This is a genomic window from Devosia algicola, assembly GCF_028816455.1.
GTDB lineage: Bacteria > Pseudomonadota > Alphaproteobacteria > Rhizobiales > Devosiaceae > Devosia > Devosia algicola.
Window position 1 is genome coordinate 926,840 of sequence record NZ_CP118246.1, and the last position, 24,558, is coordinate 951,397.

Consider the following 24,558-nt stretch of genomic DNA (forward strand, 5'->3'; position numbering starts at 1 on the left):
CGCCTCCCCAAGGAATTTCGGCAATCTTTGCCGGACGGTTACAGCTGACCATCATGGCAGCAGTGCCCAATAGGAAGAGGTCGTATGGCCCACGGACGGACAAAACGCGATGCGATCGAACTATGCGATTGCCGCTTTGTCACGAATGACCGTGTGCTGGTGACCTACACGCTTGGCGCTCCCGACATTTTCGTCGCCGACGCCACCCAACTCAAACCATTCGCCTCGCATGGCGCCTTGCACAGGACGCTGGTTATCCGGCCCCCCTTGTCGGCGCGCGAAGGCGCGGAGCAATTTACTATGGCTACCAAAAGAATGCTGGTGGATGCCATCCACCCCGAAGAAACCCGGATCGTTGTCACATCCGGTAACCGGCTGGAGGAATTCGACTTTGAATCGGCGCAACGTCGCCAACTACGGGGTAACATCTACCTCGCCAAGGTTACTCGCGTAGAACCCTCCCTACAGGCCGCTTTTGTTGAATATGGCGGCAATCGCCACGGATTTCTGGCTTTTTCCGAAATCCATCCCGACTATTATCAGATCCCGGTTGCTGACCGCGAAGCGTTGCTGCGCGACGAGGAAGACGACCATAAGGACGACGATGCGGACGAGCATATATCGCTGCCCGAAGGCGTCACCGAGCCCGACGCCGAAACTGACACTCAGGATATGGAGGGCGTTGAGCACATCGAAGATGCCCCCGCCGATGCCGAGCCCGTAGAGTCCGTTGGCGGAGCCGATGCCCTTGAGGAAGTGCCTGAGCGCCGCCGTTCGGTTGCCAAACGCCATTACAAGATCCAGGAAGTCATCAAGCGCCGCCAGGTCATGCTGGTGCAGGTTGTCAAGGAAGAGCGCGGCAACAAGGGTGCCGCACTGACCTCTTATCTGTCGCTGGCAGGTCGCTATTCGGTCCTGATGCCCAACACCGCGCGTGGTGGTGGCATTTCACGCAAGATTACGAATGCCGCTGACCGCAAGCGGCTCAAGGAAATCACCTCGGACCTCGACGTGCCCCAGGGCATGGGCGTCATCCTGCGTACTGCCGGTGCCAGTCGCACCAAGGCCGAGGTCAAGCGCGACTTTGAATATCTGATGCGACTTTGGGAAAATGTGCGCTCGCTTACCCTTAAGAGCCAGGCTCCCTGTCTGGTCTATGAGGAAGGCTCGCTGATCAAGCGCACCATTCGCGATCTTTATAACAAGGACATCGACGAGGTGTTCGTCGCTGGCGACGATGCCTACCGCGAAGCCAAGGACTTCATGCGGATGATCATGCCGAGCCACGCCAAGAACGTGCAGGCTCTACAAGGATGATCAGCCGCTATTCTCCAAATACACCATCGAACAGCAGTTGGACTCGATGTTCTCGCCGCAGGTCACCCTGCCCTCCGGCGGTTATCTGGTCATCAACCCGACTGAGGCGCTGGTCTCGATTGACGTCAATTCGGGCCGCTCCACCAAGGAGCACAATATCGAGGACACCGCGCTCCAGACCAATCTGGAAGCTGCCGACGAAGTCGCGCGCCAACTGCGCCTGCGCGATCTGGCCGGTCTGGTCGTCATCGACTTTATCGACATGGTTGAAAACCGCTCCAACCGGGCGGTCGAGCGCCGACTCAAGGAAGCGCTCAAGGACGACCGCGCCCGTATTCAGGTTGGCCGTATCAGCCATTTCGGCCTGATGGAAATGAGCCGGCAGCGCATTCGTTTCGGTGTTGTTGAAAGCCTCGACCCATAAATGCCCGATCTGCGATGGCACCGGCCTGGTCCGTTCGGTCGAAAGCCTGGCGCTCATGGTCATGCGCAATGTCGAAGACCATGTGCTGCGCCGCCCCGGCCAATCGATCAACGTCCGGGTGCCGGTTGACGTGGCGCTCTACATCTTGAACTTCAAGCGCGACAGCCTGACGGCGCTGGAGGACAAGTACCAGCTCTCGATCACCATAACCGCTGATGGCAAGGCTCACCGGCAGCCAATACACTATTGAAAAAGGCGAGGCCCGCGCCATTTCCCATGTGGAAAAACGTGTGGCTCAACACGTCCGGGTGGACAGTGCGATCATTGACGACGAGGCCGACGAGGCAATTGTCGAAGACGAGGAGGAAACGCCAGCTGCCGAGGCCAGTGAAGGCGAAAATGGCCGCAGCAGTCGCCGGCGCCGTCGGCGTCGGCGTGGCGGCGAGCGCAATGACGATAACACGCGTCAAAATGGGGCGCCCGCCGCAACGGTGGAAACCGCGGAATCGGATGACACCGAGGCCGCACAGGCCGAAGCCGGCGACAATGGCGAAACAGCTACTGCCGATGGCGATAATGATGAACCCCGGAAGCGCCGCCGTCGCGGTCGCCGTGGCGGTCGCCGCAATCGTCGTGACGAGGAAGGCGCAGAAGTGTCCGCCGCCGAAACAGGTGCGCCGGACGCCGTGCAAACACCGGTTGAACATCCCGCTGGCACGGCAGACGAGCCCGCAACCACGAATGCGGCACCATCTGCCGATGCACCCGCAGCCGACGTCCCGAGCGCTGCCGACGTTGAGCCTGTGCCCGAAAAACCCAAGCGGGCCCGCCGCCCACGCAAGACCGCCGCTCAGAAAGCCGCGGAAGCTGCCGACGAGGCTGCGGCATCTGCGGTCGAGGGCACCGCACCGGCAGAGGAGGCACCTGCCCCCGAAAAGCCCAAGCGCAAGCCCCGGGTACGCAAACCTAAGGCTGCAACAATGACTGAGGCGGCGGCCGACGCACCCACCGCGCCAAAAGTTGAAGCACCAGTGGCACCTGCAAGCGAAGAAGCACCAAAGGCCGCTGAGCCAGTGGCCGCGACCGATGATACCGCCTCTCCCGAGGTCAAATCAAAGCGCCCCAAAAAGGATCTGCCAGCCGACGGCATAGTGGTTTCCTCCAGCTCTGCCACCGCAGAAGCAGAAGGCGCACCAGAGCCTGAGAAAAGAAAAAGGGCGGATGGTGGCAACGCCGCCTCGGCCTCGGTTAGAAACGACAAAGGTGGCCTCCGGGCCGCCTTTTTTGTATTTGATCGAACCGTTAGCGGAGAAAAGCCGCCATTCGCTCTAGTGCCATCGTCATGGTTTCACGACTGCCCGCATAGGAAAAGCGCACAAAATTGTGTCCATCTTGCCGGTCGAAATCGACACCCGGCGTCGCCGCAACGCCCGCTTTTTCCAGCAGATCATTGCAAAAAACCAATGAGTCATTAGAGAACTTTTTGATACCGGCATAGGCATAAAATGCCCCGTCGGACGCTTGCTCGAGGTCAAATCCCAGCATTTGAAGACCCTCGCTTAGGTGCTGGCGATTCCGCGAATAGCCCAGTTTCTGCGCCTCGGAATAATCTCGTTCCCCAAGCGCTGCCGTTGCTGCAATCTGGCTGAGGGTCGGTGCCGAGATGAACAGATTCTGTTGCAGAATTTCGGTCCTGCGGATCAATTCATCCGGCACCACCATCCAGCCAATCCGCCACCCGGTCATACAATAATATTTCGAGAAGCTGTTGATGATGATGGCCTCGCGGCCAAGCTCCAGTGCCGAAACGGACGGCCCGCGATAATCGAGGCCGTGATAGATTTCGTCCGAAATCAAGCGCACGCCGAGCTTTTTGCACGTCGAAACAAGGTCCCGCAGTCCATTCCTATCGACCGCCGCACCGGTTGGATTGGCCGGGCTGGCAAACAATAATCCCTCAAATGGCTGCTGCCCATATGCCGCTTCGACATCGGCACCGGTCAACCGCCAGCCATTATGTGCCGACAAGGCGATCTCTACCGGCTCAAAGCCAATGCCCACCAGCGTGTTGAGATAGGCTGGATAGCCCGGTCGGGTAATCGCGATCCTCGCGCCCGGCTTGAACGCCGCATGAAACGCCAGAATAAAGCCTGCCGACGACCCGGTCGTTGCGGCGATATTGCCAGGACTGACACTAACATTGTGCTGGGAATGGTAATACTCGGCGATATTTTCGCGCAGTTCAATCATGCCCATGGCGTTGGTGTAGTTTTGCACCTGCGGCAAAACCCGGCGCACCGCCTCAATGACCTTTGGTGCCGGCGGTGCCCCGGGCTCACCCAGTTCCAGATGGCAAATCTCCTGCCCCACCGCCTCCAATGCCTTGGCCCGCTTGAGGATCTCCATGGCCCGAAACGGCATGAGACTCGGCAGATGATGTTGACATGAAGGCCTCCGTTGCCCTGACCTACCCAGAACCGCCTCCAGGCTCAACCAAAATTGATGACACGCCAACGCAGAGCGTTAACATTGGCTGCTCTATTGAGGGTAACTGTGTTACCAGCACCAAAGATCGATTCCCCGGAGCCACCATGCCTCGTCTGACTGCTGCCCTGATCGCACTCGCTGGCATATTGGCTGGCGGACTTGGCGTTTCCCTGCTCAACAACCCGGCTCCCGACACCACCGCAATCAGCGCTGTAGTGTCCGATGTGCTGGCCAGGCAGGAAGCCCCGCCGACACCGATCGACAAAGCTGGCGTGCAAGCCATCGTTGCCGAAATGCTCACCGAGCATGATGCCGCCAGCGCCGCCGCAGTGCCTGCTGCGCCCGAGGTTGCTGAAATTGACCCTGACAAGCTCAATCCGATGATCGAAAACTATCTGATGAGCGACCCCGAAATTCTCCAACGCCTGTCAAATGCCCTCGAAACCAAGACCCGTACCGCCGAAGCCGAAGCCTCCCGGACTGCCATCACATCGATGAAGGACGTGATTTTCAACGATCCCAATCAGGTCGTGCTCGGCAATCCTGATGGCGACGTGACCCTGGTCGAGATGTTCGATTACAATTGCAGCTACTGCCGTAGCGCCCTGCCTGATTTGGCCAGCCTTTTGGCCGACGATGCCAATTTGCGGGTTGTCCTCAAAGAGTTCCCGATCTTGTCTCAAGGATCACTTGATGCAGCCCGGGTGGCTGTTTTGGTTGGCAAGAGCGACGCCGATTATTGGGCCTTTCATCAGGCCCTGTTCACCGGTCGTGGCCAGAACGATCTCGATACAGCTTTGGCCGCTGCCCAGGACGTCGGATTGAGCCCGGTAAATCTGCAACTGGAAATGAATTCGGATCTGGTCGGCAAAACCATCCAGACCTCCTACGACATTGCCAAGGCCCTCAATATCACCGGCACCCCGACCTACATTATCGGCAATGAGGTCATTCCGGGGGCCATCGGCCTTGATGATCTTCGCGCCCGCATCGCCAATATGCGCGCCTGCGGCGAGACCCAATGTGAGGGATAGCAGCACCAGTTGCCGCGTTCCTCTGCCTTTTTAGTGCAATTCGCATAGTCGGCCTTGCGCTGGCGCAGGGGCCGGTGCAAAAGGCTCTATCATGGCGAAACGCATACTCATCATCAATGGGCCGAATCTCAACCTTCTTGGCACGCGTGAACCCGGCATCTATGGCGCTCAAACCCTGGCTGATGTCGAAAAGCTGTGCCAGGACACCGGCGCTGAACTGGACCTTAAAGTGGACTTTCGGCAGTCCAACCACGAAGGCGAGCCTGGTCAGCTGGATTCAGGCCGCCCCCCAGGATGCAGACGCCATAATAATCAATCCGGCAGCCTATTCACACACCTCGGTTGCCATTCACGATGCACTTAAGGCGGTCGGTGTGCCGACTGTTGAAGTGCACCTTTCCAACATCCACCAGCGTGAACCGTTCCGACATCATTCCTATGTGTCAGCCGTGGCGATGGGCGTAATTTGCGGCTTGGGCGCGACGGGGTATAAATTGGCCCTTCGAGCACTGGCTGAAAAACTCTAGAATAAGGATCATCGCGTTGGCGCGGGAGACCCAGAAAATGACCAAGGCATCTCAAGTGGATCAGGACCTGATCCGGGCAATTGCTGAACTTCTCAACAAGGAAAATCTTGCGGAGATCGAAATTGAGCAGGAGGATTTCCGGGTCCGGGTGACGCGTTCCTATGCCAATGAGACAGTGACCTACGCGGCCCCGCCCGTCGCGCACGCACCGGCTGCCCCGGTTGCGGCCCCGGCTGCCAGCGTGCCTGCGCCCGCCGCTGCCGAGATTGACGATCTTGCCGGCAATCCTGGCACCCTGGTGTCGCCCATGGTCGGCACAGCCTATCGCGCGCCAGAGCCGGGCAAACCTGTTTTTGTCGAGGTTGGCAGCAAGGTTATCGAAGGTCAGACAATGCTGATCATTGAGGCCATGAAGACCATGAACCAGATTCCAGCGCACCGCTCTGGTACGGTCACGCGCATCCTGGTCGAGGATTCCCAGCCGGTCGAATACGGCGAACCGCTGGTTGTCATCGAATAGGGAGGGCTTCCTCGTGTTCCAGAAGGTTCTGATCGCCAATCGCGGCGAAATTGCCCTGCGTATCCTGCGTGCCTGCAAAGAGCCTGGGCATTCAAACCGTGGCAGTGCACTCGACCGCCGACGCTAACGCCATGCATGTGCGGCTGGCTGACGAAAGCGTCTGCATTGGTCCGCCATCGGCCAAGGACAGCTATCTCAATATTCCCTCGATCATGGCCGCCTGCGAAATCACTGGTGCCGACGCCGTGCATCCGGGCTATGGATTTCTGTCAGAAAACGCCCGTTTTGCTCAGATCCTGACCGAGCATAACGTCACCTTTATCGGCCCGTCCGCTCACCATATCGACATCATGGGCGACAAGATCACAGCCAAGAAAACCGCTGTGGAACTTGGCATTCCGGTCGTACCCGGTTCGGTTGGCGCGGTCGAGTCCGACGAGGACGCCCTCAAGACCGCCAAGGAAATCGGCTATCCGGTTCTGATCAAGGCGACAGCTGGTGGCGGTGGCCGTGGCATGAAGGTGGCATTGCGCGAGGCCGATGTTCTGGTCGCCTGGTCAACGGCCCGAACCGAAGCCAAGGCCGCCTTTGGCAATGACTCCGTCTATATGGAAAAATATCTTGGCAAGCCCCGCCACATCGAAGTGCAGGTGCTCGGCGACGGTCAAGGCAATGCCGTTCATCTAGGTGTGCGCGATTGTTCTTTGCAACGCCGCCACCAAAAGGTTTGGGAGGAGGCCGGCGGCCCGACGATCAAGCCCGATGAACGCGACAAGATCGGCGAAATCTGCGCCGCCGCCATGCGCAAGCTCAAATATTCCGGCGCCGGCACCGTTGAATTCCTCTACGAGGACGGCGAGTTCTATTTCATCGAAATGAACACGCGCCTGCAGGTGGAACATCCCGTCACCGAGCGCATTACCGGCGTCGACATCGTCTACGAACAGATTCGCGTCGCCTCGGGCGAAAAACTCTCGATGAGCCAGAAGCAGGTGAGCTTTTATGGTCATGCCATCGAGGTGCGCATCAATGCTGAAGATCCTCAGACATTTGCCCCCTCGCCCGGCACCATTACATTTTATCATCCCGCTGGTGGCGTTGGCATCCGCGTCGATTCCGCTGTCTATCAGGGCTACAAGATTCCGCCCTATTATGACTCATTGATCGGCAAGCTGATCGTTTACGGTCGGACCCGCGAGGAGTGCCTGCATCGGCTGCGTCGTGCCGTTGATGAATTCGTCATTGACGGCATCAAAACCACCTTGCCGCTCTTCCAGAGGCTGATCCGCGAACCCGATATCATTGCGGGCAAGTATGATATTCACTGGTTGGAAAAATATCTGTCGGAGAACAAGGCTTAGCCTTGTCAGCGGCCGTGTTGGCGGCCGCGGCTCTGAACCGGTGAAACCGTTCGGTCGGTCGACTTTGTCCGGCAATTGGGTTTCCGGCCAGTGAACAGGAGGCAGTGATGGCCACGCGCGTTGATCCCTTCAATATCGAGATCACGCCCGAACTCATTGTCCGCGCCTATCGGGCGGGCATTTTTCCGATGGCCGAAGATGCATCGTCCACAGACCTGTTCTGGGTCAGCCCGGACATGCGAGGGATCATTCCGCTTGGTGGATTCAAATTATCAGCGAGCTTGCGCAAATCGATACGGCGCAACAATTTTGTGGTTCGCGTCGATACCGATTTTCCCGCGATTATCGAGGGCTGCGCCACCGTTGGCTCGGACCGCGAGACCACTTGGATCAATGCCTCCATCCGCGCCGTCTATGCCGATCTCTTTCGCCGTGGCGTTGCCCATACGGTGGAGGTCTGGGACGGCGCTGAACTGGTCGGCGGCCTTTACGGTTTGGCCATCGGCGGTGCATTTTTTGGCGAATCGATGTTTCACCGCCGCACCGACGCTAGCAAGATCGCCCTGGCGCATCTGGTCAACCGCTTGAACGTTGGCGGGTTCAAGCTCCTCGACACCCAGTTTCTCACCGACCATCTCGCCTCGCTCGGCGGTATCGAAATCCCGCGCGAAGATTATGAAGTCCGCTTGGCAAACGCTCTTGGCGTCGAAGGCGACTGGTCCCGATTGGATCGCCTCCCCACTGTCCCCGCTCCCCCTCCCAAAACCCCGCCACGGTGACCGAGCGCTAGGCAATGCCTGTCCAATCATCCCCCATCTTCTCCCCACCGGGTCATTCCGGCGCAGGCCGGAATCCATCGTGACATGACCACACTTTGTTACGGTGGAAATAGCGCGCAACAGCTTCAAACTGCGCTGGCGCGGGGACGCCAACTATACCAACTTGCTTCAAAATATCGGAAAACCCGGTGTCACCACCACGTCGGCCCATCATTCGCCTCACGGCGTCGTGGATGCGCCGCGTTCATCGGGTGGGGGCACGTCGGTGCTGTTCTTGCAGTCGATCAACCACACATCATATACGGCGTGATCAATGGCATTGAGCGCTGGACTATCCGCAAATATCCAGCCAGTAAAAATCCGCTGGCTTGAACCGGTCAGGCTACGCTGGTCAACTTCAATAAACGAGGAGGTACGCTGCACTTCGTTGGGGGGATGGCTGTAACAGGCGCGTGGCGTAATCTCCAGCGCCCCAAACAGCACCGTTTCGCCGATATAGACGTCAAAATGGGTGATTCTGAGCGGTAATTTTGTCCAGCCCGGCAAACGTCGCCACCCGGTTGGCAATCGGCGCGGCGACAACATGGGGAACAAATACGCTCCCTGCCAGCATGATCAGTCCGCCCAGTCGGGCAGCGCACTTTATCATGGTCGGAATATCAAATGACCTATTCAGGCGACCAGGCGTCATAATCGCCCGAAACGCGTGGACGAGTACCCTTGGCCAGCATGCTGCCATCCGGCACATAGGCAGCAGCGGTCCCGGTCATGTTTGGTAGATGCGGCTTTTCCCATGCGTGTGGCTTATAGTTTGCCTCGCTTGGCACAATATTCGTGCGATGGTGCATCCACCCATGCCAGCCCATTGTAATCGCTGACGCTTCGGCGGGGCCATTGTAGGTGACAAACCGGCGATCGGTCTTGGCATCGAGATAGTATTTATTGCCCAGCTCATCGGTGCCGACATGTTTGGCAAAGCGCCAGAGCCACAATCGTGTGCCCCAGGTCTGCCCGTGCCACCAAACAAATATCTCCGCGAGGAACTGTTTCATCGTATGCTATCCGTCGTATTGCAACTCACGCGCTGCCATTGGCACGATGTACCACGACACCATCCGTACGCCTAGAGTATCGTGCGGAAAAAGCCTGTGCCCGCAATGCCGGGAATGGGAACCGGTTTCCGGCAACAAACCATGCGTCACCGAGGCGTCGGAGCGCAAGTTCGGCGCCAATTGGAACGTCTGGCGCGCCAGAGGTATTGATCTATGGTCACCGACTTGGCGCTACCATCACGCCCCACCCCAACAATAATCAACTTGACAGAGCGGGCGCTCGATTCGTGCTTTGGACCGGCTCGGTGCTATCAAATCCGCTCCGCGAAAATTGCCGCCTTAACAGTGAGATTTTGCATTGGCTTATGCGTGAAATCTGCTCTGATGTGATAGCGCCATCGCCGCCATGGCGGGATCAAAATTCTGTGTGGATAGTGTCTTGAGCGGTTGAAAATTATCCCCGCAATCCACACCTTACCCCTACTACTTGTAGATTTTTATCTCCGTCGAACCACTAGTGCTTGATTATCGACGTTGACGCAGCCTTTGAATCGGCAGAATGTTTGTGACGGTCAGCAATGCTTCGGCGCCGCTGGCAAAGCCTTGCAATAAACCACTGGCGCAAGACCGGGCGGTGAGCAAGGCACAGGGCAAGTCATGGCCGCCTCGGCGGACCGTTGGTAAAGCGTCAAACAGATTTGAAGAGTGAAGCCTATTGCGGGCAGCGGTCGATATTGACCGCGTAATTTGGGGACTACGAGAAGTATGCGCATCGAACGCCGATTTACCAAAGCCAAAAAGGGGGCCTATGCCGGCCTCGAATTTCGTTCGGCCACCAGCGAGATTCGCAATCCCGATGGCTCGGTCGTCTTCAAGCTTGAAGACATCGCCATTCCGGCCAGCTGGAGCCAGGTTGCTGCCGACATTATTGCGCAAAAATACTTCCGCAAGGCTGGCGTCGCCAAAGTCCTGAAAAAGGTCGAAGAAAACACAGTTCCGTCCTGGCTGTGGCGCTCCGTGCCCGACGAGGACGCGCTGGCAAAGCTGCCCGAAGACGAGCGCTATGGTTCGGAAATGGACAGCCGCCAGGTCTTTGACCGCTTGGCCGGCACCTGGACCTATTGGGGCTGGAAGGGCGGCTATTTCGATAGCGAAGATGACGCCCGCGCCTTTTTTGACGAACTGGCTCATATGCTGGCCACGCAGCGCGTTGCTCCAAATTCACCACAATGGTTCAACACCGGCCTGCACTGGGCCTATGGCATCGACGGCCCCGGCCAGGGCCATTTCTATGTCGACCCGTTCACCCACAAGCTGGTGCAGTCGCAGTCCTCTTATGAACATCCCCAGCCGCACGCCTGCTTCATCCAGTCGGTCAACGACGATCTGGTCAATGAAAACGGCATCATGGACCTTTGGGTCCGCGAAGCCCGCCTGTTCAAATATGGGTCGGGCACCGGCACCAACTTCTCCAAACTGCGCGGCGGCGGCGAAAAGCTCTCGGGCGGCGGCAAATCGTCGGGCCTGATGAGCTTTCTCAAGATAGGCGACCGCGCTGCTGGCGCCATCAAGTCGGGCGGCACCACCCGCCGCGCCGCCAAAATGGTGGTGATCGATATCGACCATCCCGACGTTGAGGAATATATCAACTGGAAGGTCAAGGAAGAGCAAAAAGTTGCCGCCCTTGTCACCGGTTCCAAGACCGTTTCAAAGCACCTCAAGCTGATCATGAAGGCCGCCGTCAATTGCGAAGGTCAGGGCGATGATTGCTTTGATGTGCAAAAGAACCCCGCCCTCAAGCGCGAAGTGCGTGCCGCCAAAAAGTCGCTGGTACCGGAAAACTACATCTACCGCGTCATCCAGTTCGCCAAGCAGGGCTATACCGATCTCGATTTCCCGATCTACGACACCGATTGGGACAGCGAAGCCTATCTGACCGTTTCGGGCCAGAACTCCAACAATTCCGTGCGCGTTTCCGATGCGTTCCTTAACGCCGTCGAGGCCGATAGTGATTGGGATCTGCTGGGCCGCAAGGACGGCAAAGTCACCAAAACCCTCAAGGCCCGCGATCTGTGGGAAACCATTGGCTATGCCGCCTGGGCCTCAGCTGATCCCGGCATTCAATATCACACCACCATCAATGAGTGGCACACCTCCCCTGAAGCTGGACCGATCAATGCATCGAACCCCTGCTCGGAATATATGTTCCTCGACGATACCGCCTGCAATCTGGCGTCGGTAAACCTGCTGCCTTATCGCAACAAGGATGGCTCGTTCGACACCGCCGCTTATGAACACACGGTGCGCCTGTGGACCATTGTGCTCGAAATCTCCGTGATGATGGCCCAGTTCCCCTCAAAAGCCATTGCCGAGCGCTCCTACGAATACCGCACCTTGGGCATCGGCTACGCCAATATTGGCGGCTTCCTGATGACCTCGGGCATTCCTTACGACTCCGCTGAAGGCCGCGCTATTGCTGGTGCTGTTACTGCCATCATGACTGGCGTTTCCTATGCAACCTCGGCCGAAATGGCCAAGGAACTGGGCGCGTTCAAGGATTATCCACGCAACGCCCAACACATGCTGCGCGTCATTCGCAACCATCGCAACGCTGCCCACGGCAATGCCGATGGCTATGAGGGCCTCTCCATCCTGCCCGTGCCGCTTGATCATGCTTCGCTCACCGATCAGCCCCTGTCCAAGCGCGCCAAGCTGGCCTGGGACAATGCCCTTGCCCTTGGCGAGCAGCATGGCTATCGTAATGCCCAGGTCTCCGTCATTGCCCCGACCGGCACCATCGGTCTGGTCATGGATTGCGACACCACCGGCATCGAGCCCGATTTTGCCCTGGTAAAATTCAAGAAGCTGGCCGGCGGCGGGTATTTCAAGATCATCAACCGCGCCGTGCCCGAAGCCCTGCGCACCCTTGGCTATGATGAAAGCCAGATCGCCGAGATCGAGGCCTATGCTGTCGGTCACGGCAATCTCAATCAGGCACCGGGCGTCAATCCGGCAACCCTGCGCACCAAGGGTTTTACCGACGACAAGATCGAGGCGCTCAACGCAGCGCTGAAATCGGCCTTCGACATCAAGTTCGTCTTCAATCAGTGGACGCTGGGTGTTGAATTCCTGAAATCGCTCGGCGTCACCGAAGCGCAGATGAACGATTTCTCGTTCGAACTGCTGCCCTTCCTTGGCTTTGCCAAAAAGGACATCGAGGCCGCCAATATTCACGTTTGCGGTGCCATGACGCTCGAAGGCGCGCCGCACCTCAAGGCCGACCATCTGCCGGTGTTCGATTGCGCCACCCCCTGTGGCAAGATCGGCAAGCGCTATCTGAGTGTGGAAAGCCACATCCTGATGATGGCCGCTGCCCAGCCGTTTATTTCGGGCGCCATCTCCAAAACCATCAACATGCCAAACGACGCAACGGTCGAAGACTGCAAGGAAAGCTACATGCTGTCCTGGCGTCTGGCGCTAAAAGCCAATGCGCTATATCGCGATGGCTCCAAACTCAGCCAGCCGCTTAATTCTTCGCTCTTGGCCGTCGAGGAAGACGACGAAGACGATACGGTCGAAACGCTGGTGGCTCAAACTGCTGCTGCGCGCGTCCCCCAGATCGCCGAGAAAATCGTCGAACGCATCGTTGAAACGGTCACCCGCGATCGCGAAAAAATGCCGGATCGCCGCAAGGGCTATACCCAAAAAGCCATCGTTGGCGGCCATAAGGTCTATCTGCACACCGGCGAATATGCCGATGGTCGCATCGGTGAAATCTTTATAGACATGCATAAGGAAGGCGCTGCCTTCCGGGCCATGATGAACAATTTCGCCATCGCCATCTCCATTGGTTTGCAATATGGCGTGCCGCTCGATGAATATGTCGAGGCTTTCACCTTCACCCGGTTCGAGCCTGCCGGCATGGTCATGGGCAATGACCGGATCAAGAACGCCACCAGCATTCTGGATTATGTGTTCCGCGAACTGGCGGTTTCCTATCTCGACCGCGATGATCTGGCGCACGTCAATCCTGAAAGCCCCACCTCTCTGGGCAAGGGTGCCGCCGAAGATCAGGCACCCAAGTCAAGCCAACAGGCCCCCATTCCGGCCGAACGCTTTGTGTCGCGCGGCATGACCCGGGGCAAGACGGCCAACAAGTCCCTGATGATCGTTTCGGGCGAACAGCATCTGAACCCGGTTCAGGCGATGCAAACCTCAACCGTAACGGCGCTGAATGCGGCAACCGCGCTAAAACCCGACTCCCAGATTGCCCCGGCCGCCTTCTCCGCCGCCGAACTGGACCCGATCCCCAGCCCGCCGCCCAGCAAGGACACGGTCGTTCTCCGCGCCGAAGCCCAGATGAAAGGCTACACCGGCGACCAATGCACCGAGTGCCACAACTTCACCATGGTCCGCAACGGCACCTGCCTGAAGTGCGACACGTGCGGGACAACGACAGGGTGTAGTTGAGGGCAGGAAATACCCGGCCGGCTCTGTTGCAGAAGAAGAGACGCAATAACGTTTGGCCCAAACCTAGGTTTGGGCCGAACACTATGCGGGGGAACCAATATGAACACCGAACGTCTTTTTACGATTGCTCGCAAGATTACCACGGACATTGAGACCAACTTGGTGATCGATACAATCGCCACCTTACAGAATGCACTTCAAACGCAAATTTCCAGTCCCAACGCCGCCAACCTCTCTCAAATTGAAACATCTCTTGAGACGCTCCAAGCGCTCAGCACATCGCCCGATTTTCTCTATCCGGAGACTTGGAACCAATCACTCGAACACATCGGGGCATTGCTACTTAAGAACGCTTCCTTTGCTACTCAAACAGTTGATGCGGTGAGAGGTAACAGCATTACGCTGGAAAGCGCTGTGGCCACGGTTAACCAAATTCATACCAAGCTGGTGTCCGTGAGAACAGCACTTATGGGCATCCTAGAAGCGTTTGAGAGCTTGGGCTTGGAAGCCTACGAGATTGAGGAAGGTGAAGCCGAGCTAAGCATTCTGATGCCGAGGGCAGCATTTTCTAACGAGTTAATGGCATTCTCGAAAGATCTTACAGATATCGCCAAGTTCCTGGAACTCAGCGAGGAAATCGCAACTGGAAGTCGAAGCCCTCCAAGACTTGATGAGCCTATCAACGACCGATCCGCTGATATTTGCTGGAATTACCATCCCAGCATGCTTATTCGTGTTGAAAATTACGAGAGAGATCATTGAGTTGATAACCTCAACATACAATTTGAGGGAGGCGAGAGCCAACGCGCTAGCTGCCGAAGCCTCTACAAAAGCGCTCGACGCACTAGACGCAGATATCGATGCGAAGATTGACAGTGGCCTTAAGAGAATAGCCGACGGCGTCATCGGCCCCCGAAACAAAAGTAGAATGAACGAGCCTTAAAATTGAGCCTCAACAATTACCTACCGCAGATCGCTGCGCGGCTCGATAACGGCTATAAAATCGAAGGTAATGCGGGAATTTCTGCTGCCGAGAACGGAATGGAGGACAATAAGTCTGAGGCCAACGAAATCAACCAGATTTCTAAAGAGATTCGGTACCATGCGTTGCCGCCCGTTCCCGTACTGAAACTAACGTTAACAATGTCGAGCGACAACCGAGATGATGCCGACAGAAATGGGGCCTAACCTCCGAATCGGGGCGCATTGTGGACTAATTGTCACCACACCAACTTGTTGGCACAGTAGCGCGGTCGCAGCGGCGCGACCGCTGCCGTTGCCATAGTAAGCACTGAGCCTCCCACCGTGTCACCCCGGGCTTGACCCGGGGCCCATCCTGAGATCCCTCAACCCTCCGTGCACTCAGAAAAACCTCAAGATGGACCCCGGCCTCCGCCGGGGTGACACCGCGGTTGGGAACGCCCCCTCAACTCCCGCCACTCAGACAAGGCCACGTAGCGCCCCCTTCCCCCCACACAAAAAGCAAAAACAAAAAAATGTCCCCGCCCCCAAAACCCCGCGTAAACTCTGTCCATCGCCCAGGCCAGAGCCGATCATGACGCGTGATGAGCCTGGGGACAGTCGGGGAGGTTGGGGCGCCAGTCTCTCGCATGGATGCTGCCCACCAGCCTGGTGGCGGGGCAACGGGGATGGGAGCCGGACGACCGGGCTCAGTTGCCAATGTCTTGTCACCAGCCCCGAAAGGGGTGGCTGCTTAAGGCGTGTGCGCAAAATCCCGACGCGATGGCGAGACCCCGGTTTCACCTGACTTTATTTCCCACGAGATCGCGGTCTCGCCATCGTTGCTCGTCCCTGCCCGTCGACCATTGGTCGCACGGTGCAGCACCATGGCTGGTTTTGTTGGCCGCACGCCACAGTGCAGCAGCGCCGCTAGCGCGAAGCGCCAGACGCGAGATCGCGCAGCATGTCGAGGGCCTCGCGCTTGACCTCATCATGGTCATACTCGTAGCCATCCTTGTCCCGATTGGCGTCGACTTCGTTGGTGTGCTCGATTTCGGCATCAATCGGATCGGTATTGGGTGACGCCGAAAAAAACATCCCCAACGGCCGATGATGGACCCTGCCATCCGCCATATGCTCGAATTGATCTCTCGTTACCTTCCTGAAGGCCATTACTCGCTCTCCTGAACCTGTACGCACCAGGCGTCCTGAATTTGAACCATAGCACCGCCCACACCATCAAAGGCAAGAGGTCGTCGACACCGACCCATCGATCCCATTGTAAATGCTTGTAATTATTGCACCTATCGGTCATCCTTGCGCCAATATGCAGGGAAGGTCCAATTGGCAGACAAAAAAGGCCATCGGGAACAATCGGACGACGACACCGCAAACCGTCGCCTGATGATCATGCTGATCGCCGGCATGGTGCTGGCCATTGTCGGCATTTCGATAATATTCGCCATCGTTCACTAGCGCTCACGCCGCAATCTCAAACGCCCGTTGAACCCGATTATATGCCCGCCGGGCAACGCCGCCCCTATACTGAGAAAAACAACGCCCAGCCCACGCCCGCCACCGCCACGCGCAATTTTCTGACTATCAAATGGTCACGACGACCCAAATGATCAAACAGCAGGACACGACATGACCAAGAAACTACGTTGGGGAATTCTGGCAACCGGCGGCATCGCCCATAATGTGACCCGAGACCTTGTTGCGACGGGCCACGACGTCACGGCCGTTGGTTCGCGCACGCTGGAAAAAGCAAGCGCATTCGCCAGGGAGTTTGACATCAAGACGGCCCACGGCAGCTATGAAGACTTGGTCGCCGATCCCAATGTCGATGCGATCTATGTCGCCACCCCTCATCCAATGCATGTCCACAACGCAAAACTCGCCCTTGAGGCTGGCAAACACGTTCTCATCGAAAAGCCGTTCACGATAAATGCGCGCGAAGCGGCAGAAATTGTCGCATTGGCCAAACAGAAAAATCTGGCCGTACTGGAAGCCATGTGGACGCGGTTCCTGCCCCATATGATCAAAGTCCGGGAAATTATCGCCTCTGGCCTTCTGGGCGAGATCACATCCCTCAATGCTGAGCATGCCCAGGCCCTGTCCGACGATCCCGCCCATCGCCTCAATGCAATAGAGCCTTGGCGGCAGTGCCCTGATGGATCTCGGTATTTATCCGATTTCATTCGTCTGGGATATTTTGGGCGAACCAACCCTCACCCACGCCGAAGCGCGCTTCCGTTCAACCGGCGCTGACTCCCACATCTCGGCGATTTTCCGCCATTCTGGCGGCGCGATTTCCACCATCTTGGCGTCCAGCGAAGTCGCTGGCCCGAACCGGGCGCAGATTCTCGGCACCAAGGCGCGTATCGAAATTGAGGGGGTCTGGTACGCGCCCACATCATTCCGTGTGATTGCCAAAAACAAGGACGTTATTGAGGAATATCGCTCCGATGTGAGCGGCGGTGGCAAGCAATTTGAGGCAGACGAACTCGAAAACATGGTCGCCAATGGCAAGATTTCAAGCGACATTATGCCGTTGACCGAAACAGTAGCCATCATGAAAACGCTCGACGCCGTCCGCGCCAGTATCGGCCTGCGCTATCCGTGGGAATAGCGCGCGCCGCCACCCCTCAGGCTTTTGGCGGCAGCCAACGTTTTTCGATCTTGGCCACCATCGTATAGGCCGGATCGAAAACGTTCCCCACCTGGTAGCGAATGACCTGCCCCATCAAATGCGACGCGGCAACCCCGGAGAGCCCATACTCACCGGTCAGCCAGTCGAACATTTCGGTGGTCGCATGTTGTAGCGCCTGATCCAGGGGCCGTGCATTGCCAACCGTCAGGATCGCCTCGTCGGTTTCCGCCCGTGGCCACACAATTTTTGTACCCTTTACCACCGAAAGCCGAACCTCAACCTCCATCGCCGTTTCAACACCCGTCCCCACGATCTCGCCATCGCCCTGCACTGCATGGCAGTCACCGAGGAAAAACAGCGCACCGGGCACAAATACCGGAAACCAGATTTTGGTCCCCGGTCCAAAGCCGCGATAATCCATGTTCCCGCCATTCTCGGCACTGGTCGCGGTCGAAAACGCCTGCCCTCGGTCCGGGGCCACACCAAAGCAGCCGATCATCGGATCAAGCGGCAACACCAGGTGCTCCAGCCCCGCCACCGGCGCCGCCAGCGATACTGTGCCCGCCTCGATATCGATGAACCATTCAGTCCGCGCACTCTGCGGCAGGTCCCGCACCCGCTCCGGTTGCACCACATTGGCCGCCAGCGATGCCCGCGTCCATCCCATCGGGCGGATCGGCGTCATGCGCACGATTTCAACCAACAGCCTGTCGCCAGGCGCCGCCCCCTCGACATGGATCGGCCCATTCATCGGGTTGCCGCCGCTGGCCCGGCTCACACCGTCCTTGTCCACCCCCATGGCATCAAGCGTTTCCGTCACCACGCTATCACCATCACCAACATGTAGTGCGGGTGGAACGGTACCCAGAATATTGTGCCAGACGTTACAAACCAGTCGGTGCGTTGTCATGATTGTGTCCGTTGTTGATCCCGATACGCTTCCATAGCGTTCGAAACACCCGCGTTAATCTGTTATGCTGCCGTCGTACGCGAATTTCCTTCCCAACGCCGTCTCATAGACAAATCAGGGAGAAAATCATGAACCGCATGACCGCCAAGGATTTCGATCAGGAACTGCTCGAACTCTATGACTATTACGTCCACGGCAAAATTACCAAACGCGAATTTCTTGATCGGGCAGGCAAATTTGCCGTCGGTGGACTGACAGCCGTCGCCCTGCTCAACCTGCTCAGCCCGAATTATGCAATGGCACAGCAGGTCACGTTTACCGACCCAGACATCGATGCTGAATACATTACCTACCCCTCCCCCAACGGCCACGGCGACGTCCGTGGATACTGGGTTCGTCCAACCGCCACCACAACCCCGGTCGGCGGGGTCGTGGTTGTTCACGAAAACCGCGGCCTCAATCCCTATATTGAAGACGTGGCCCGCCGCGTCGCGAAGGCCGGCTTTGTAGCTATCGCACCAGACGGACTGTCATCGGTTGGCGGCTATCCCGGCAATGATGAAGACGGCCGCGAACTGCAGTCACAGGTCGACCCAACCAAATTGATGAACGATTTTTTCGCCGCCATAGAATTCCTGCAATCCCACGACGCCGTAAACGAAAAGGTCGGGATCGTCGGCTTTTGCTACGGCGGTGGCGTCTGCAACGCGGCGGCTGTGGCATACCCCGAACTGGGCGCGGCAGTACCATATTACGGTCGTCAGGCTTCAGCAGACGATGTTCCCAAGATAAAAGCACCGCTCCTGTTGCACTATGCCGGTCTCGACACGCGCATAAATGAGGGCTGGCCAGCCTATGAGGCGGCGCTCAAGAGTAACGACAAGACGTACGAAGCCTATATCTACGACGACGTAAATCACGGCTTCCACAACGATTCCACGCCACGGTACGATGCCGAGACCGCCGAACTGTCGTGGGGTCGGACTGTGGACTGGTTCAAAAAATATCTGAGTTGAACCGCGCAAAACCCAATCTGGTCGCACCGGTCCCCTACGCAGGGACCGGTGCGTCAGGATCAATCAAGCTTTCGGCCTTGAGTTCTGACCAGAGAGCCAACGGCACCTCTTCATTCAGGTAGCCAATATTTGCGACGACCTCTTCGGGCTTGGCCGCGCCGGGAATGATCGAGACCACAGCGGGGTGCGCCAGCGGAAACTGCAACGCCACGGACTGCAGCGACACGCCATGACGATGGCACACTGCTTGAATGCGGCGCGCCTTGTCCTGAATATCGGGTTCGGCAATTTGGTATCGGTAACGGGCTTGCGGCCCCGGCCCGGTCGCCAGAATGCCCGACGCATAAGGCGCGCCAACGATCACGGAAATATTGTTGTCGAGGCAATATCGCATCCCCGACTTCAGCGCCACCTGATCCAGTAGCGTATAGGGCATGGCAACAATGCAGAAATCGAGCGGTACACGCCGCGCTACGGTATCAAGCGACTCCGAGGCATTGAGACCCATGCCGATGGCCTTGATGTGCCCATTGCGCTTGAGTTCTTCCAGCGCCCTGATGCCGCTGCGGGAAAGATCGTCGAGACTCGGACCACCTTCGTGACCGGCGGCTTCGGGATCATGAATTAAGAGCGCATCAATCGTGTCGAGCCCCAGCCGCAATAGGCTCTGCTCGTACGAGCGAATGATGCCGTCGTAGGAATAGTCCCAGACGATTTCCATGTTGAGCCCGCCACCCCACGGCGTCCGATCAAACGTTTTGGGTTCAGTCGGTCGCCTGAAATAGCGTCCGACCTTGGTGGTCAACAGGAACTGATCACGCGGCTGATCAATGACGAAATCGCCGACTCGATGCTCGCTAAGACCCCGACCATAATACGGAGCCTGTATCGAAATACCGCACCCCATTGTCCCATGCCGCCTTGATGGTTGCATGGGACAGCTCGCCCGATACCCGATTATACATCCCGCCAAGATGCGCGGCACCAAAACCAAAGGGCGGTAGCGCCAGCGAGGTAGCGCCAACCTGGCGCCGATCAGTCAATCGAATAGGCATCGTCAAAACCTTGATAATTACTAGATTGGGTTGCCAACATCCGAATTAACGGGTTGGGGCGGACGGAAAACTGAAGCGACATCGTCGTCGGGCGCTTCAGGTGAATTTTCGTAAAGATAGCAGGTCGCAAGACGCTGCGTGTCGGGCACAAATTTCGGCGGCGGTCGTCGCCAGCATTGCTCCATGACGCTGGGGCACCTTGGCGCAAATGGGCAGCCGGAATTAGCGCGAGCAGCGTTAGCCTCTGTCACCGGAATTTCGTCGGTGCCCCAAACTTTGTCCAGATCAGGCAACGGAATAGATGACACAAGCAGTTGCGAGTAAGGATGTTTCGGATCTCCGATAACACGCTCGACCGCGCCAGCTTCCGCAACAGTCCCCCGATAGAGCACGACAATATTATCGCAGATCTGGAAGGCGGTTGTCAGGTCGTGAGTGATGTAGACAATCGATATACCAAGATCGCGATTAAGGGTGCGCAACTCATCCAGAATTGTGGCGCGCAGCGACGCATCGACCATGGAGACCGGCTCGTCGGCAACAATCATCCGCGGTCGAAGCAACACAGCCCGTGCAACCATTACGCGCTGACGTTGACCACCGGACAACTCGTGCGGGAACCGACCGAGTGTGTCCTGGGGTCGCAATCCGACACGTTTAAGCGCATCTTCAATAAGCGCCTGCGCCTTGGCCTCGGTGTCGGCGAGGTGATAGCGCTTAACGGGCGTCGTCAGCACATGGTCGATCCGGTAAAATGGATTGAACACCTCAAACGGATCCTGGAAGACCGGCTGTACCTCGCGGCGAAACTGTCGTTTCTCCGATGCGCTCATTTTGGCGACGTCTTTGCCCGCATAGAGCACCGCGCCTTCTGTCGGCTCGATGAACCCCAGCATCATGCGAGCCAGCGTTGTTTTGCCACTGCCGCTCTCTCCCGCGACCGCTGTCATCGAAGGCGCATCGTCCGACAGCGTCAATGTAACCTTGTCCAGCGCCGTGAACCCGCCGTAGCGTTTGGTCAAATCCTGCACTTCCATCAAGGCGGTCATAGTTGCCCCTCCGTGTCGCTCATGCGCTCAGGCATCGGCGGCAACGCGCTGTGTTCGGGATAAAGATGGCAGGCAGCCAATTGACCGGGTCCAACTTCCTGCGGCTGCGGCACTTCGTGCCCGCATCGCTCGAATGCGTAGGGGCAGCGCGGACTGAAGCTGCACCCTGGCGGCAAATCGATAAGCGGCGGCGGCAGACCGGGAATACCAGTCAATGCCTGCTTGACCTTGATCCCCGGCAGGCTGTCTACCAACAAACGCGTGTAGGGATGCTTTGGTGCCTCGATCATCCGCCGCACCGGTCCGATCTCGACAATCTTGCCCGCATACATCACGCCGACTACATCAGCAAATTGTGCAACCAGTCCCATGTCGTGACCGATCAGCACAACCGCTGCCCCCAACCCGTCCTGAAGACGACCGAGCGTCTGCATCACCTGGCGTTGCACAACGACGTCGAGCGCGCTGGTTGGCTCATCTGCAATAATGACCTTGGGGCTGAGCGACGTCGCAATCGCCATGGCAGCACGTTGCTTCATGCCGCCCGATAGTTCATGGGGAAACCGCCGCGCAACTTCGGGGCAAGCCCCACATTGGTCAGCAACTCCTCGACGCGGGCGTTGAGTGCCGCGCGCTTCATGCCAGTTGTGTGCGCCGCGATGGCGTCGATGATCTGCTCCTCAAGCCGCATCACCGGGTTGAGCGAACTCATCGCGCCTTGCGGTATCAGCGCGATGTCGCGCAAACGCGTTTCGCGTAACTCGCGCACCGACATCGCCATAATGTCCTTGCCATCGAGTATCACGCTGCCTGAGACAATCCGGCCCGGGGGCCGCGTGAGCCGCATCAGCGCCGTGGCCATGGTCGTCTTGCCAGAACCGGACTCGCCGATCAGGCCGAGACGCTCACCGGGCTTAAGTGAAAGGGAAACCTCGTTCACCGCCTTGGCCGGGCCCTGTCCGGTATCGTAATGCACGTTTAGATCGGAGACCTCGAGAATGGGTTTGACGTCGTCGGATATACTCATCACCGTCGCGCCAGTCTTGGGTTAGCGAACCGATCAAACCCGACCGAGGTGAGAAACAGGCCGATAAAGATCAACGCGATTACAACAATCGGTGGCCCCCACCACCACCAATAGCCACGCAACACGGCCGAGGATTGCTGCGACCAATAGATTGTGTTGCCCAGCGTCATTTCCTCCAACGCCCCGAGGCCTAGCGCCTCAAGGCCGATGACAGCAAGGATCGAGCCGGAAACCGTACCGACGAAGCTGGCCACAATATAAGGCATGATGTTGGGCATGATTTCGGCAAACAATATCTCCCATGGCCCCTCACCATTGACCCGTGCCACCTCGACATAGGCCTTCTCCCGGACACTGAGGACCTGTGCGCGTACGGTCCGGGTGGTGAACATCCAGCCCAATGACGCAACCACCATCGCCATGATCAAGGTGCTCATCCGATCAATATTGCCGGCAATGACGACAAGCACCGCGATTGCCGGCACAGTCAACAAGGCATCAGAGATCACGCGAATAATGGCATCCGCCACACCACCAAAATGACCAGCAATCAGGCCGAGAACGGTGCCGAACCCCACGCCGATAAAACCAGCGATCAGTCCCATTTTCAGCGTGTTCGGTGTGGCGTAAATCAGCAATGTCCACATGTCGCGTCCCTGGGAATCCGTACCCAGGAAATAGTCGCCCCCTGGCGGTCGGCGCGGACGAACCGCGCCCACGGTGGCATTTATCGGATCAACGAATAGCGAACCAATGGCACCAAACAAGACCACCGCAATCAGGATCGCGAGACCGAGTACCAGGATGCCGCTGATCCGGCCCTGTTCGTAGTTGCGGCGGAGTGAAACAAAAAACCGATTCATCGACGGATCCTGGGGTCTAGCAGCGGATAGATAAGGTCGACAATGAATAGCAGCACCGCCAGCGCAACAATCAGCATCAACACCACGCCCTGAATGACAAAATAGTCCTGCCCGCGGATCGCCACATAGAGCAGCGAACCCAAGCCCGGATAGTTGAAGATGACTTCGACAAGAATGGCGCCGGATACAACATGCCCCAGCGACAGGGCCAGCGCGGTAACCTGCGCCAGAAGCGCATTTCGCATGCCGTACCACACGAAAATTCGACGTTGCGGCAACCCTTTGGCCTCAGCGAATGTAATATAGTCCTCGCCCAGAACATTAATCATCTGGCTGCGCATACCGAGCGCCCAGAAACCGATATTGCCCAGAATAATGGCGAGCGATGGCAATAGCGCATGGTTGAGAACATCCGCTGTTGTCTCCCAGTCCATACGCATGATGCGTGTCGTATCAACGCCGCCCGCGGGTGGGAACCATCGCAACACCACGGCGAAGAAGTAGATCAGGATGATCGCCAGCAGGTAGAATGGGATTGATGTGAGTATCATCATCATCGGCACAAGCGTCTTGATCCCGCGTCCCGCGCCTGGCCACGCCAAACGTGCACCCAGCAATGAGCCAGTAACAAACGCGATCAATGTTGCAGTCGCCAGCAGGCCCACAGACCACGGCAACGCATTGGCGATCATGGTGGATACCTTCTCGGGGAAATTGGCGAAGGAGACGCCAAGATCAAGCCGGAACAAATCCATCCAATAGTTGAAATACTGTTCGATCAGGGGGGCATCGAGACCATACTTGGCTCGGTAGGAAGCAGAAACGGCCTGAATATCGACGTTCTGCGCACCGCCCGCAGTTTGCAGGCGTGCCAAGGCTGTCTGTACCGGATCACCAGGCAACAATCTTGGAATAATGAAATTTATGCTCACCGCGACAAAGATAATCAGCAAGAACTGACCAAAACGGGTCAACAGATAGCGCTGGAGTTCCTTCGACATATGGCCTCACTACCGGTCGTTTGGGCAGGTGGGGCAGACAGGCGAACCCGCCT

The 24,558-nt window shown here is 57.6% G+C and carries 21 protein-coding genes and 3 pseudogenes; 13 read left to right on the forward strand and 11 right to left on the reverse strand.

Translation table 11 applies throughout. From position 1 onward, the window contains the following. Nucleotides 1-300: 300 nt before the first annotated feature. Nucleotides 301-2,376, forward strand: a pseudogene (locus PSQ19_RS04830) (Rne/Rng family ribonuclease); the annotation flags it as partial. Between the two features lie 667 nt (nucleotides 2,377-3,043). Here PSQ19_RS04830 and PSQ19_RS04835 read toward each other — a convergent pair. Further along, the gene (locus PSQ19_RS04835; RefSeq protein ID WP_282219832.1) at nucleotides 3,044-4,162 is read right to left on the reverse strand and encodes a pyridoxal phosphate-dependent aminotransferase; all 1,119 of its coding nucleotides are present in this window, start codon (nucleotides 4,160-4,162) and stop codon (nucleotides 3,044-3,046) included. 170 nt (nucleotides 4,163-4,332) lie between these two features. Here PSQ19_RS04835 and PSQ19_RS04840 point away from each other — a divergent pair, with 170 nt between their 5' ends. The 5 genes and pseudogenes from PSQ19_RS04840 to aat all read left to right on the forward strand — a co-directional run bounded on the left by PSQ19_RS04840 (nucleotide 4,333) and on the right by aat (nucleotide 8,449). Then, complete coding sequence (locus tag PSQ19_RS04840) at nucleotides 4,333-5,262, forward strand: DsbA family protein (protein ID WP_282219833.1); 930 nt, start codon at nucleotides 4,333-4,335, stop codon at nucleotides 5,260-5,262. A 91-nt stretch (nucleotides 5,263-5,353) separates the two neighbouring features. Further along, nucleotides 5,354-5,789 (forward strand): annotated as a pseudogene (aroQ, locus tag PSQ19_RS04845) (type II 3-dehydroquinate dehydratase). Nucleotides 5,790-5,826: 37 nt separating this feature from the next. Next, on the forward strand, nucleotides 5,827-6,309 hold the full coding sequence (accB, locus tag PSQ19_RS04850) for an acetyl-CoA carboxylase biotin carboxyl carrier protein (RefSeq protein WP_282219834.1): 483 nt from the start codon (nucleotides 5,827-5,829) through the stop codon (nucleotides 6,307-6,309). Nucleotides 6,310-6,322: 13 nt separating this feature from the next. Continuing rightward, nucleotides 6,323-7,670: pseudogene (gene accC / locus PSQ19_RS04855) on the forward strand (acetyl-CoA carboxylase biotin carboxylase subunit). A 107-nt stretch (nucleotides 7,671-7,777) separates the two neighbouring features. Further along, nucleotides 7,778-8,449, forward strand: a complete 672-nt coding sequence (aat, locus tag PSQ19_RS04860; protein ID WP_282219835.1) for a leucyl/phenylalanyl-tRNA--protein transferase — start codon at nucleotides 7,778-7,780, stop codon at nucleotides 8,447-8,449. Nucleotides 8,450-8,668: 219 nt separating this feature from the next. Here aat and PSQ19_RS04865 read toward each other — a convergent pair whose 3' ends face one another. Then, on the reverse strand, nucleotides 8,669-9,034 hold the full coding sequence (locus PSQ19_RS04865) for a DUF2155 domain-containing protein (RefSeq protein WP_407649142.1): 366 nt from the start codon (nucleotides 9,032-9,034) through the stop codon (nucleotides 8,669-8,671). A gap of 83 nt (nucleotides 9,035-9,117) precedes the next feature. Beyond that, nucleotides 9,118-9,501 carry an NADH:ubiquinone oxidoreductase subunit NDUFA12 gene (locus tag PSQ19_RS04870; protein WP_282219836.1) on the reverse strand — a complete coding sequence of 128 codons (384 nt, stop codon included), beginning with the start codon at nucleotides 9,499-9,501 and terminating at the stop codon, nucleotides 9,118-9,120. 765 nt (nucleotides 9,502-10,266) lie between these two features. Between PSQ19_RS04870 and PSQ19_RS04875 the strand changes: the two genes are divergently transcribed. The 3 genes from PSQ19_RS04875 to PSQ19_RS04885 all read left to right on the forward strand — a co-directional run bounded on the left by PSQ19_RS04875 (nucleotide 10,267) and on the right by PSQ19_RS04885 (nucleotide 15,159). Continuing rightward, nucleotides 10,267-13,971, forward strand: a complete 3,705-nt coding sequence (locus tag PSQ19_RS04875) for a vitamin B12-dependent ribonucleotide reductase (RefSeq protein ID WP_282219837.1) — start codon at nucleotides 10,267-10,269, stop codon at nucleotides 13,969-13,971. A 99-nt stretch (nucleotides 13,972-14,070) separates the two neighbouring features. Beyond that, nucleotides 14,071-14,733 carry a hypothetical protein gene (locus PSQ19_RS04880; RefSeq protein ID WP_282219838.1) on the forward strand — a complete coding sequence of 221 codons (663 nt, stop codon included), beginning with the start codon at nucleotides 14,071-14,073 and terminating at the stop codon, nucleotides 14,731-14,733. A 183-nt stretch (nucleotides 14,734-14,916) separates the two neighbouring features. Then, nucleotides 14,917-15,159, forward strand: coding sequence for a hypothetical protein (locus tag PSQ19_RS04885; RefSeq protein ID WP_282219839.1), 243 nt, complete (start codon nucleotides 14,917-14,919; stop codon nucleotides 15,157-15,159). 702 nt (nucleotides 15,160-15,861) lie between these two features. Here PSQ19_RS04885 and PSQ19_RS04890 read toward each other — a convergent pair. Then, nucleotides 15,862-16,104 (reverse strand): hypothetical protein, encoded by a 243-nt coding sequence (locus tag PSQ19_RS04890; protein WP_282219840.1) that lies wholly within the window; start codon nucleotides 16,102-16,104, stop codon nucleotides 15,862-15,864. Between the two features lie 171 nt (nucleotides 16,105-16,275). Here PSQ19_RS04890 and PSQ19_RS04895 point away from each other — a divergent pair, with 171 nt between their 5' ends. The 3 genes from PSQ19_RS04895 to PSQ19_RS04905 all read left to right on the forward strand — a co-directional run bounded on the left by PSQ19_RS04895 (nucleotide 16,276) and on the right by PSQ19_RS04905 (nucleotide 17,563). Continuing rightward, nucleotides 16,276-16,407, forward strand: a complete 132-nt coding sequence (locus PSQ19_RS04895) for a hypothetical protein (RefSeq protein WP_282219841.1) — start codon at nucleotides 16,276-16,278, stop codon at nucleotides 16,405-16,407. Between the two features lie 171 nt (nucleotides 16,408-16,578). Continuing rightward, nucleotides 16,579-17,202, forward strand: coding sequence for a Gfo/Idh/MocA family protein (locus tag PSQ19_RS04900; RefSeq protein ID WP_282219842.1), 624 nt, complete (start codon nucleotides 16,579-16,581; stop codon nucleotides 17,200-17,202). Continuing rightward, nucleotides 17,147-17,563, forward strand: coding sequence for a hypothetical protein (locus PSQ19_RS04905; protein WP_282219843.1), 417 nt, complete (start codon nucleotides 17,147-17,149; stop codon nucleotides 17,561-17,563). Before PSQ19_RS04900 ends, PSQ19_RS04905 begins: the two co-directional genes overlap by 56 nt. Nucleotides 17,564-17,579: 16 nt before the next feature. Here the strand turns inward: PSQ19_RS04905 and PSQ19_RS04910 are convergent, their stop codons facing one another. Then, a complete protein-coding gene (locus PSQ19_RS04910) occupies nucleotides 17,580-18,494 on the reverse strand; it encodes an acetamidase/formamidase family protein (protein ID WP_282219844.1) in 915 nt (304 codons plus the stop codon). Nucleotides 18,495-18,622: 128 nt separating this feature from the next. Between PSQ19_RS04910 and yghX the strand changes: the two genes are divergently transcribed. Next, nucleotides 18,623-19,510, forward strand: a complete 888-nt coding sequence (gene yghX / locus PSQ19_RS04915; protein WP_282219845.1) for a YghX family hydrolase — start codon at nucleotides 18,623-18,625, stop codon at nucleotides 19,508-19,510. Between the two features lie 34 nt (nucleotides 19,511-19,544). On the opposite strand, the gene PSQ19_RS04920 is transcribed toward yghX, so the two are convergent. The 6 genes from PSQ19_RS04920 to PSQ19_RS04945 form a co-directional block, all read right to left on the reverse strand. After that, the gene (locus tag PSQ19_RS04920) at nucleotides 19,545-20,444 is read right to left on the reverse strand and encodes an aldo/keto reductase (protein ID WP_282219846.1); all 900 of its coding nucleotides are present in this window, start codon (nucleotides 20,442-20,444) and stop codon (nucleotides 19,545-19,547) included. A gap of 141 nt (nucleotides 20,445-20,585) precedes the next feature. Beyond that, nucleotides 20,586-21,614 carry an ABC transporter ATP-binding protein gene (locus PSQ19_RS04925; protein WP_282219847.1) on the reverse strand — a complete coding sequence of 343 codons (1,029 nt, stop codon included), beginning with the start codon at nucleotides 21,612-21,614 and terminating at the stop codon, nucleotides 20,586-20,588. Further along, nucleotides 21,611-22,153 carry an oligopeptide/dipeptide ABC transporter ATP-binding protein gene (locus tag PSQ19_RS04930; protein ID WP_282219848.1) on the reverse strand — a complete coding sequence of 181 codons (543 nt, stop codon included), beginning with the start codon at nucleotides 22,151-22,153 and terminating at the stop codon, nucleotides 21,611-21,613. The genes PSQ19_RS04925 and PSQ19_RS04930 overlap by 4 nt, the downstream gene beginning before the upstream one ends. Further along, nucleotides 22,150-22,641: an ATP-binding cassette domain-containing protein gene (locus tag PSQ19_RS04935; protein ID WP_282219849.1), complete on the reverse strand. Its 492-nt coding sequence runs from the start codon at nucleotides 22,639-22,641 to the stop codon at nucleotides 22,150-22,152. The genes PSQ19_RS04930 and PSQ19_RS04935 overlap by 4 nt, the downstream gene beginning before the upstream one ends. Continuing rightward, nucleotides 22,641-23,504 carry an ABC transporter permease gene (locus PSQ19_RS04940; RefSeq protein ID WP_282219850.1) on the reverse strand — a complete coding sequence of 288 codons (864 nt, stop codon included), beginning with the start codon at nucleotides 23,502-23,504 and terminating at the stop codon, nucleotides 22,641-22,643. The genes PSQ19_RS04935 and PSQ19_RS04940 overlap by 1 nt, the downstream gene beginning before the upstream one ends. Further along, nucleotides 23,501-24,505, reverse strand: coding sequence for an ABC transporter permease (locus PSQ19_RS04945; RefSeq protein ID WP_282219851.1), 1,005 nt, complete (start codon nucleotides 24,503-24,505; stop codon nucleotides 23,501-23,503). Before PSQ19_RS04945 ends, PSQ19_RS04940 begins: the two co-directional genes overlap by 4 nt. Nucleotides 24,506-24,558 lie beyond the last annotated feature (53 nt).

What these genes read in the sequence shown, in the direction of transcription:
- PSQ19_RS04865 (WP_407649142.1), bottom strand. Translation starts at nt 9,034, where the DNA reads ATGTTGTCGCCGCGCCGATTGCCAACCGGGTGGCGACGTTTGCCGGGC.
- PSQ19_RS04890 (WP_282219840.1), bottom strand. Translation starts at nt 16,104, where the DNA reads ATGGCCTTCAGGAAGGTAACGAGAGATCAATTCGAGCATATGGCGGAT.
- PSQ19_RS04870 (WP_282219836.1), bottom strand. Translation starts at nt 9,501, where the DNA reads ATGAAACAGTTCCTCGCGGAGATATTTGTTTGGTGGCACGGGCAGACC.
- PSQ19_RS04835 (WP_282219832.1), bottom strand. Translation starts at nt 4,162, where the DNA reads ATGCCGTTTCGGGCCATGGAGATCCTCAAGCGGGCCAAGGCATTGGAG.
- PSQ19_RS04920 (WP_282219846.1), bottom strand. Translation starts at nt 20,444, where the DNA reads ATGCAACCATCAAGGCGGCATGGGACAATGGGGTGCGGTATTTCGATA.
- aat (WP_282219835.1), top strand. Translation starts at nt 7,778, where the DNA reads ATGGCCACGCGCGTTGATCCCTTCAATATCGAGATCACGCCCGAACTC.
- PSQ19_RS04925 (WP_282219847.1), bottom strand. Translation starts at nt 21,614, where the DNA reads ATGACCGCCTTGATGGAAGTGCAGGATTTGACCAAACGCTACGGCGGG.
- PSQ19_RS04940 (WP_282219850.1), bottom strand. Translation starts at nt 23,504, where the DNA reads ATGAATCGGTTTTTTGTTTCACTCCGCCGCAACTACGAACAGGGCCGG.
- PSQ19_RS04900 (WP_282219842.1), top strand. Translation starts at nt 16,579, where the DNA reads ATGACCAAGAAACTACGTTGGGGAATTCTGGCAACCGGCGGCATCGCC.
- yghX (WP_282219845.1), top strand. Translation starts at nt 18,623, where the DNA reads ATGAACCGCATGACCGCCAAGGATTTCGATCAGGAACTGCTCGAACTC.
- PSQ19_RS04945 (WP_282219851.1), bottom strand. Translation starts at nt 24,505, where the DNA reads ATGTCGAAGGAACTCCAGCGCTATCTGTTGACCCGTTTTGGTCAGTTC.
- PSQ19_RS04935 (WP_282219849.1), bottom strand. Translation starts at nt 22,641, where the DNA reads ATGAGTATATCCGACGACGTCAAACCCATTCTCGAGGTCTCCGATCTA.
- PSQ19_RS04910 (WP_282219844.1), bottom strand. Translation starts at nt 18,494, where the DNA reads ATGACAACGCACCGACTGGTTTGTAACGTCTGGCACAATATTCTGGGT.
- PSQ19_RS04875 (WP_282219837.1), top strand. Translation starts at nt 10,267, where the DNA reads ATGCGCATCGAACGCCGATTTACCAAAGCCAAAAAGGGGGCCTATGCC.
- PSQ19_RS04930 (WP_282219848.1), bottom strand. Translation starts at nt 22,153, where the DNA reads ATGAAGCAACGTGCTGCCATGGCGATTGCGACGTCGCTCAGCCCCAAG.
- accB (WP_282219834.1), top strand. Translation starts at nt 5,827, where the DNA reads ATGACCAAGGCATCTCAAGTGGATCAGGACCTGATCCGGGCAATTGCT.
- PSQ19_RS04880 (WP_282219838.1), top strand. Translation starts at nt 14,071, where the DNA reads ATGAACACCGAACGTCTTTTTACGATTGCTCGCAAGATTACCACGGAC.
- PSQ19_RS04840 (WP_282219833.1), top strand. Translation starts at nt 4,333, where the DNA reads ATGCCTCGTCTGACTGCTGCCCTGATCGCACTCGCTGGCATATTGGCT.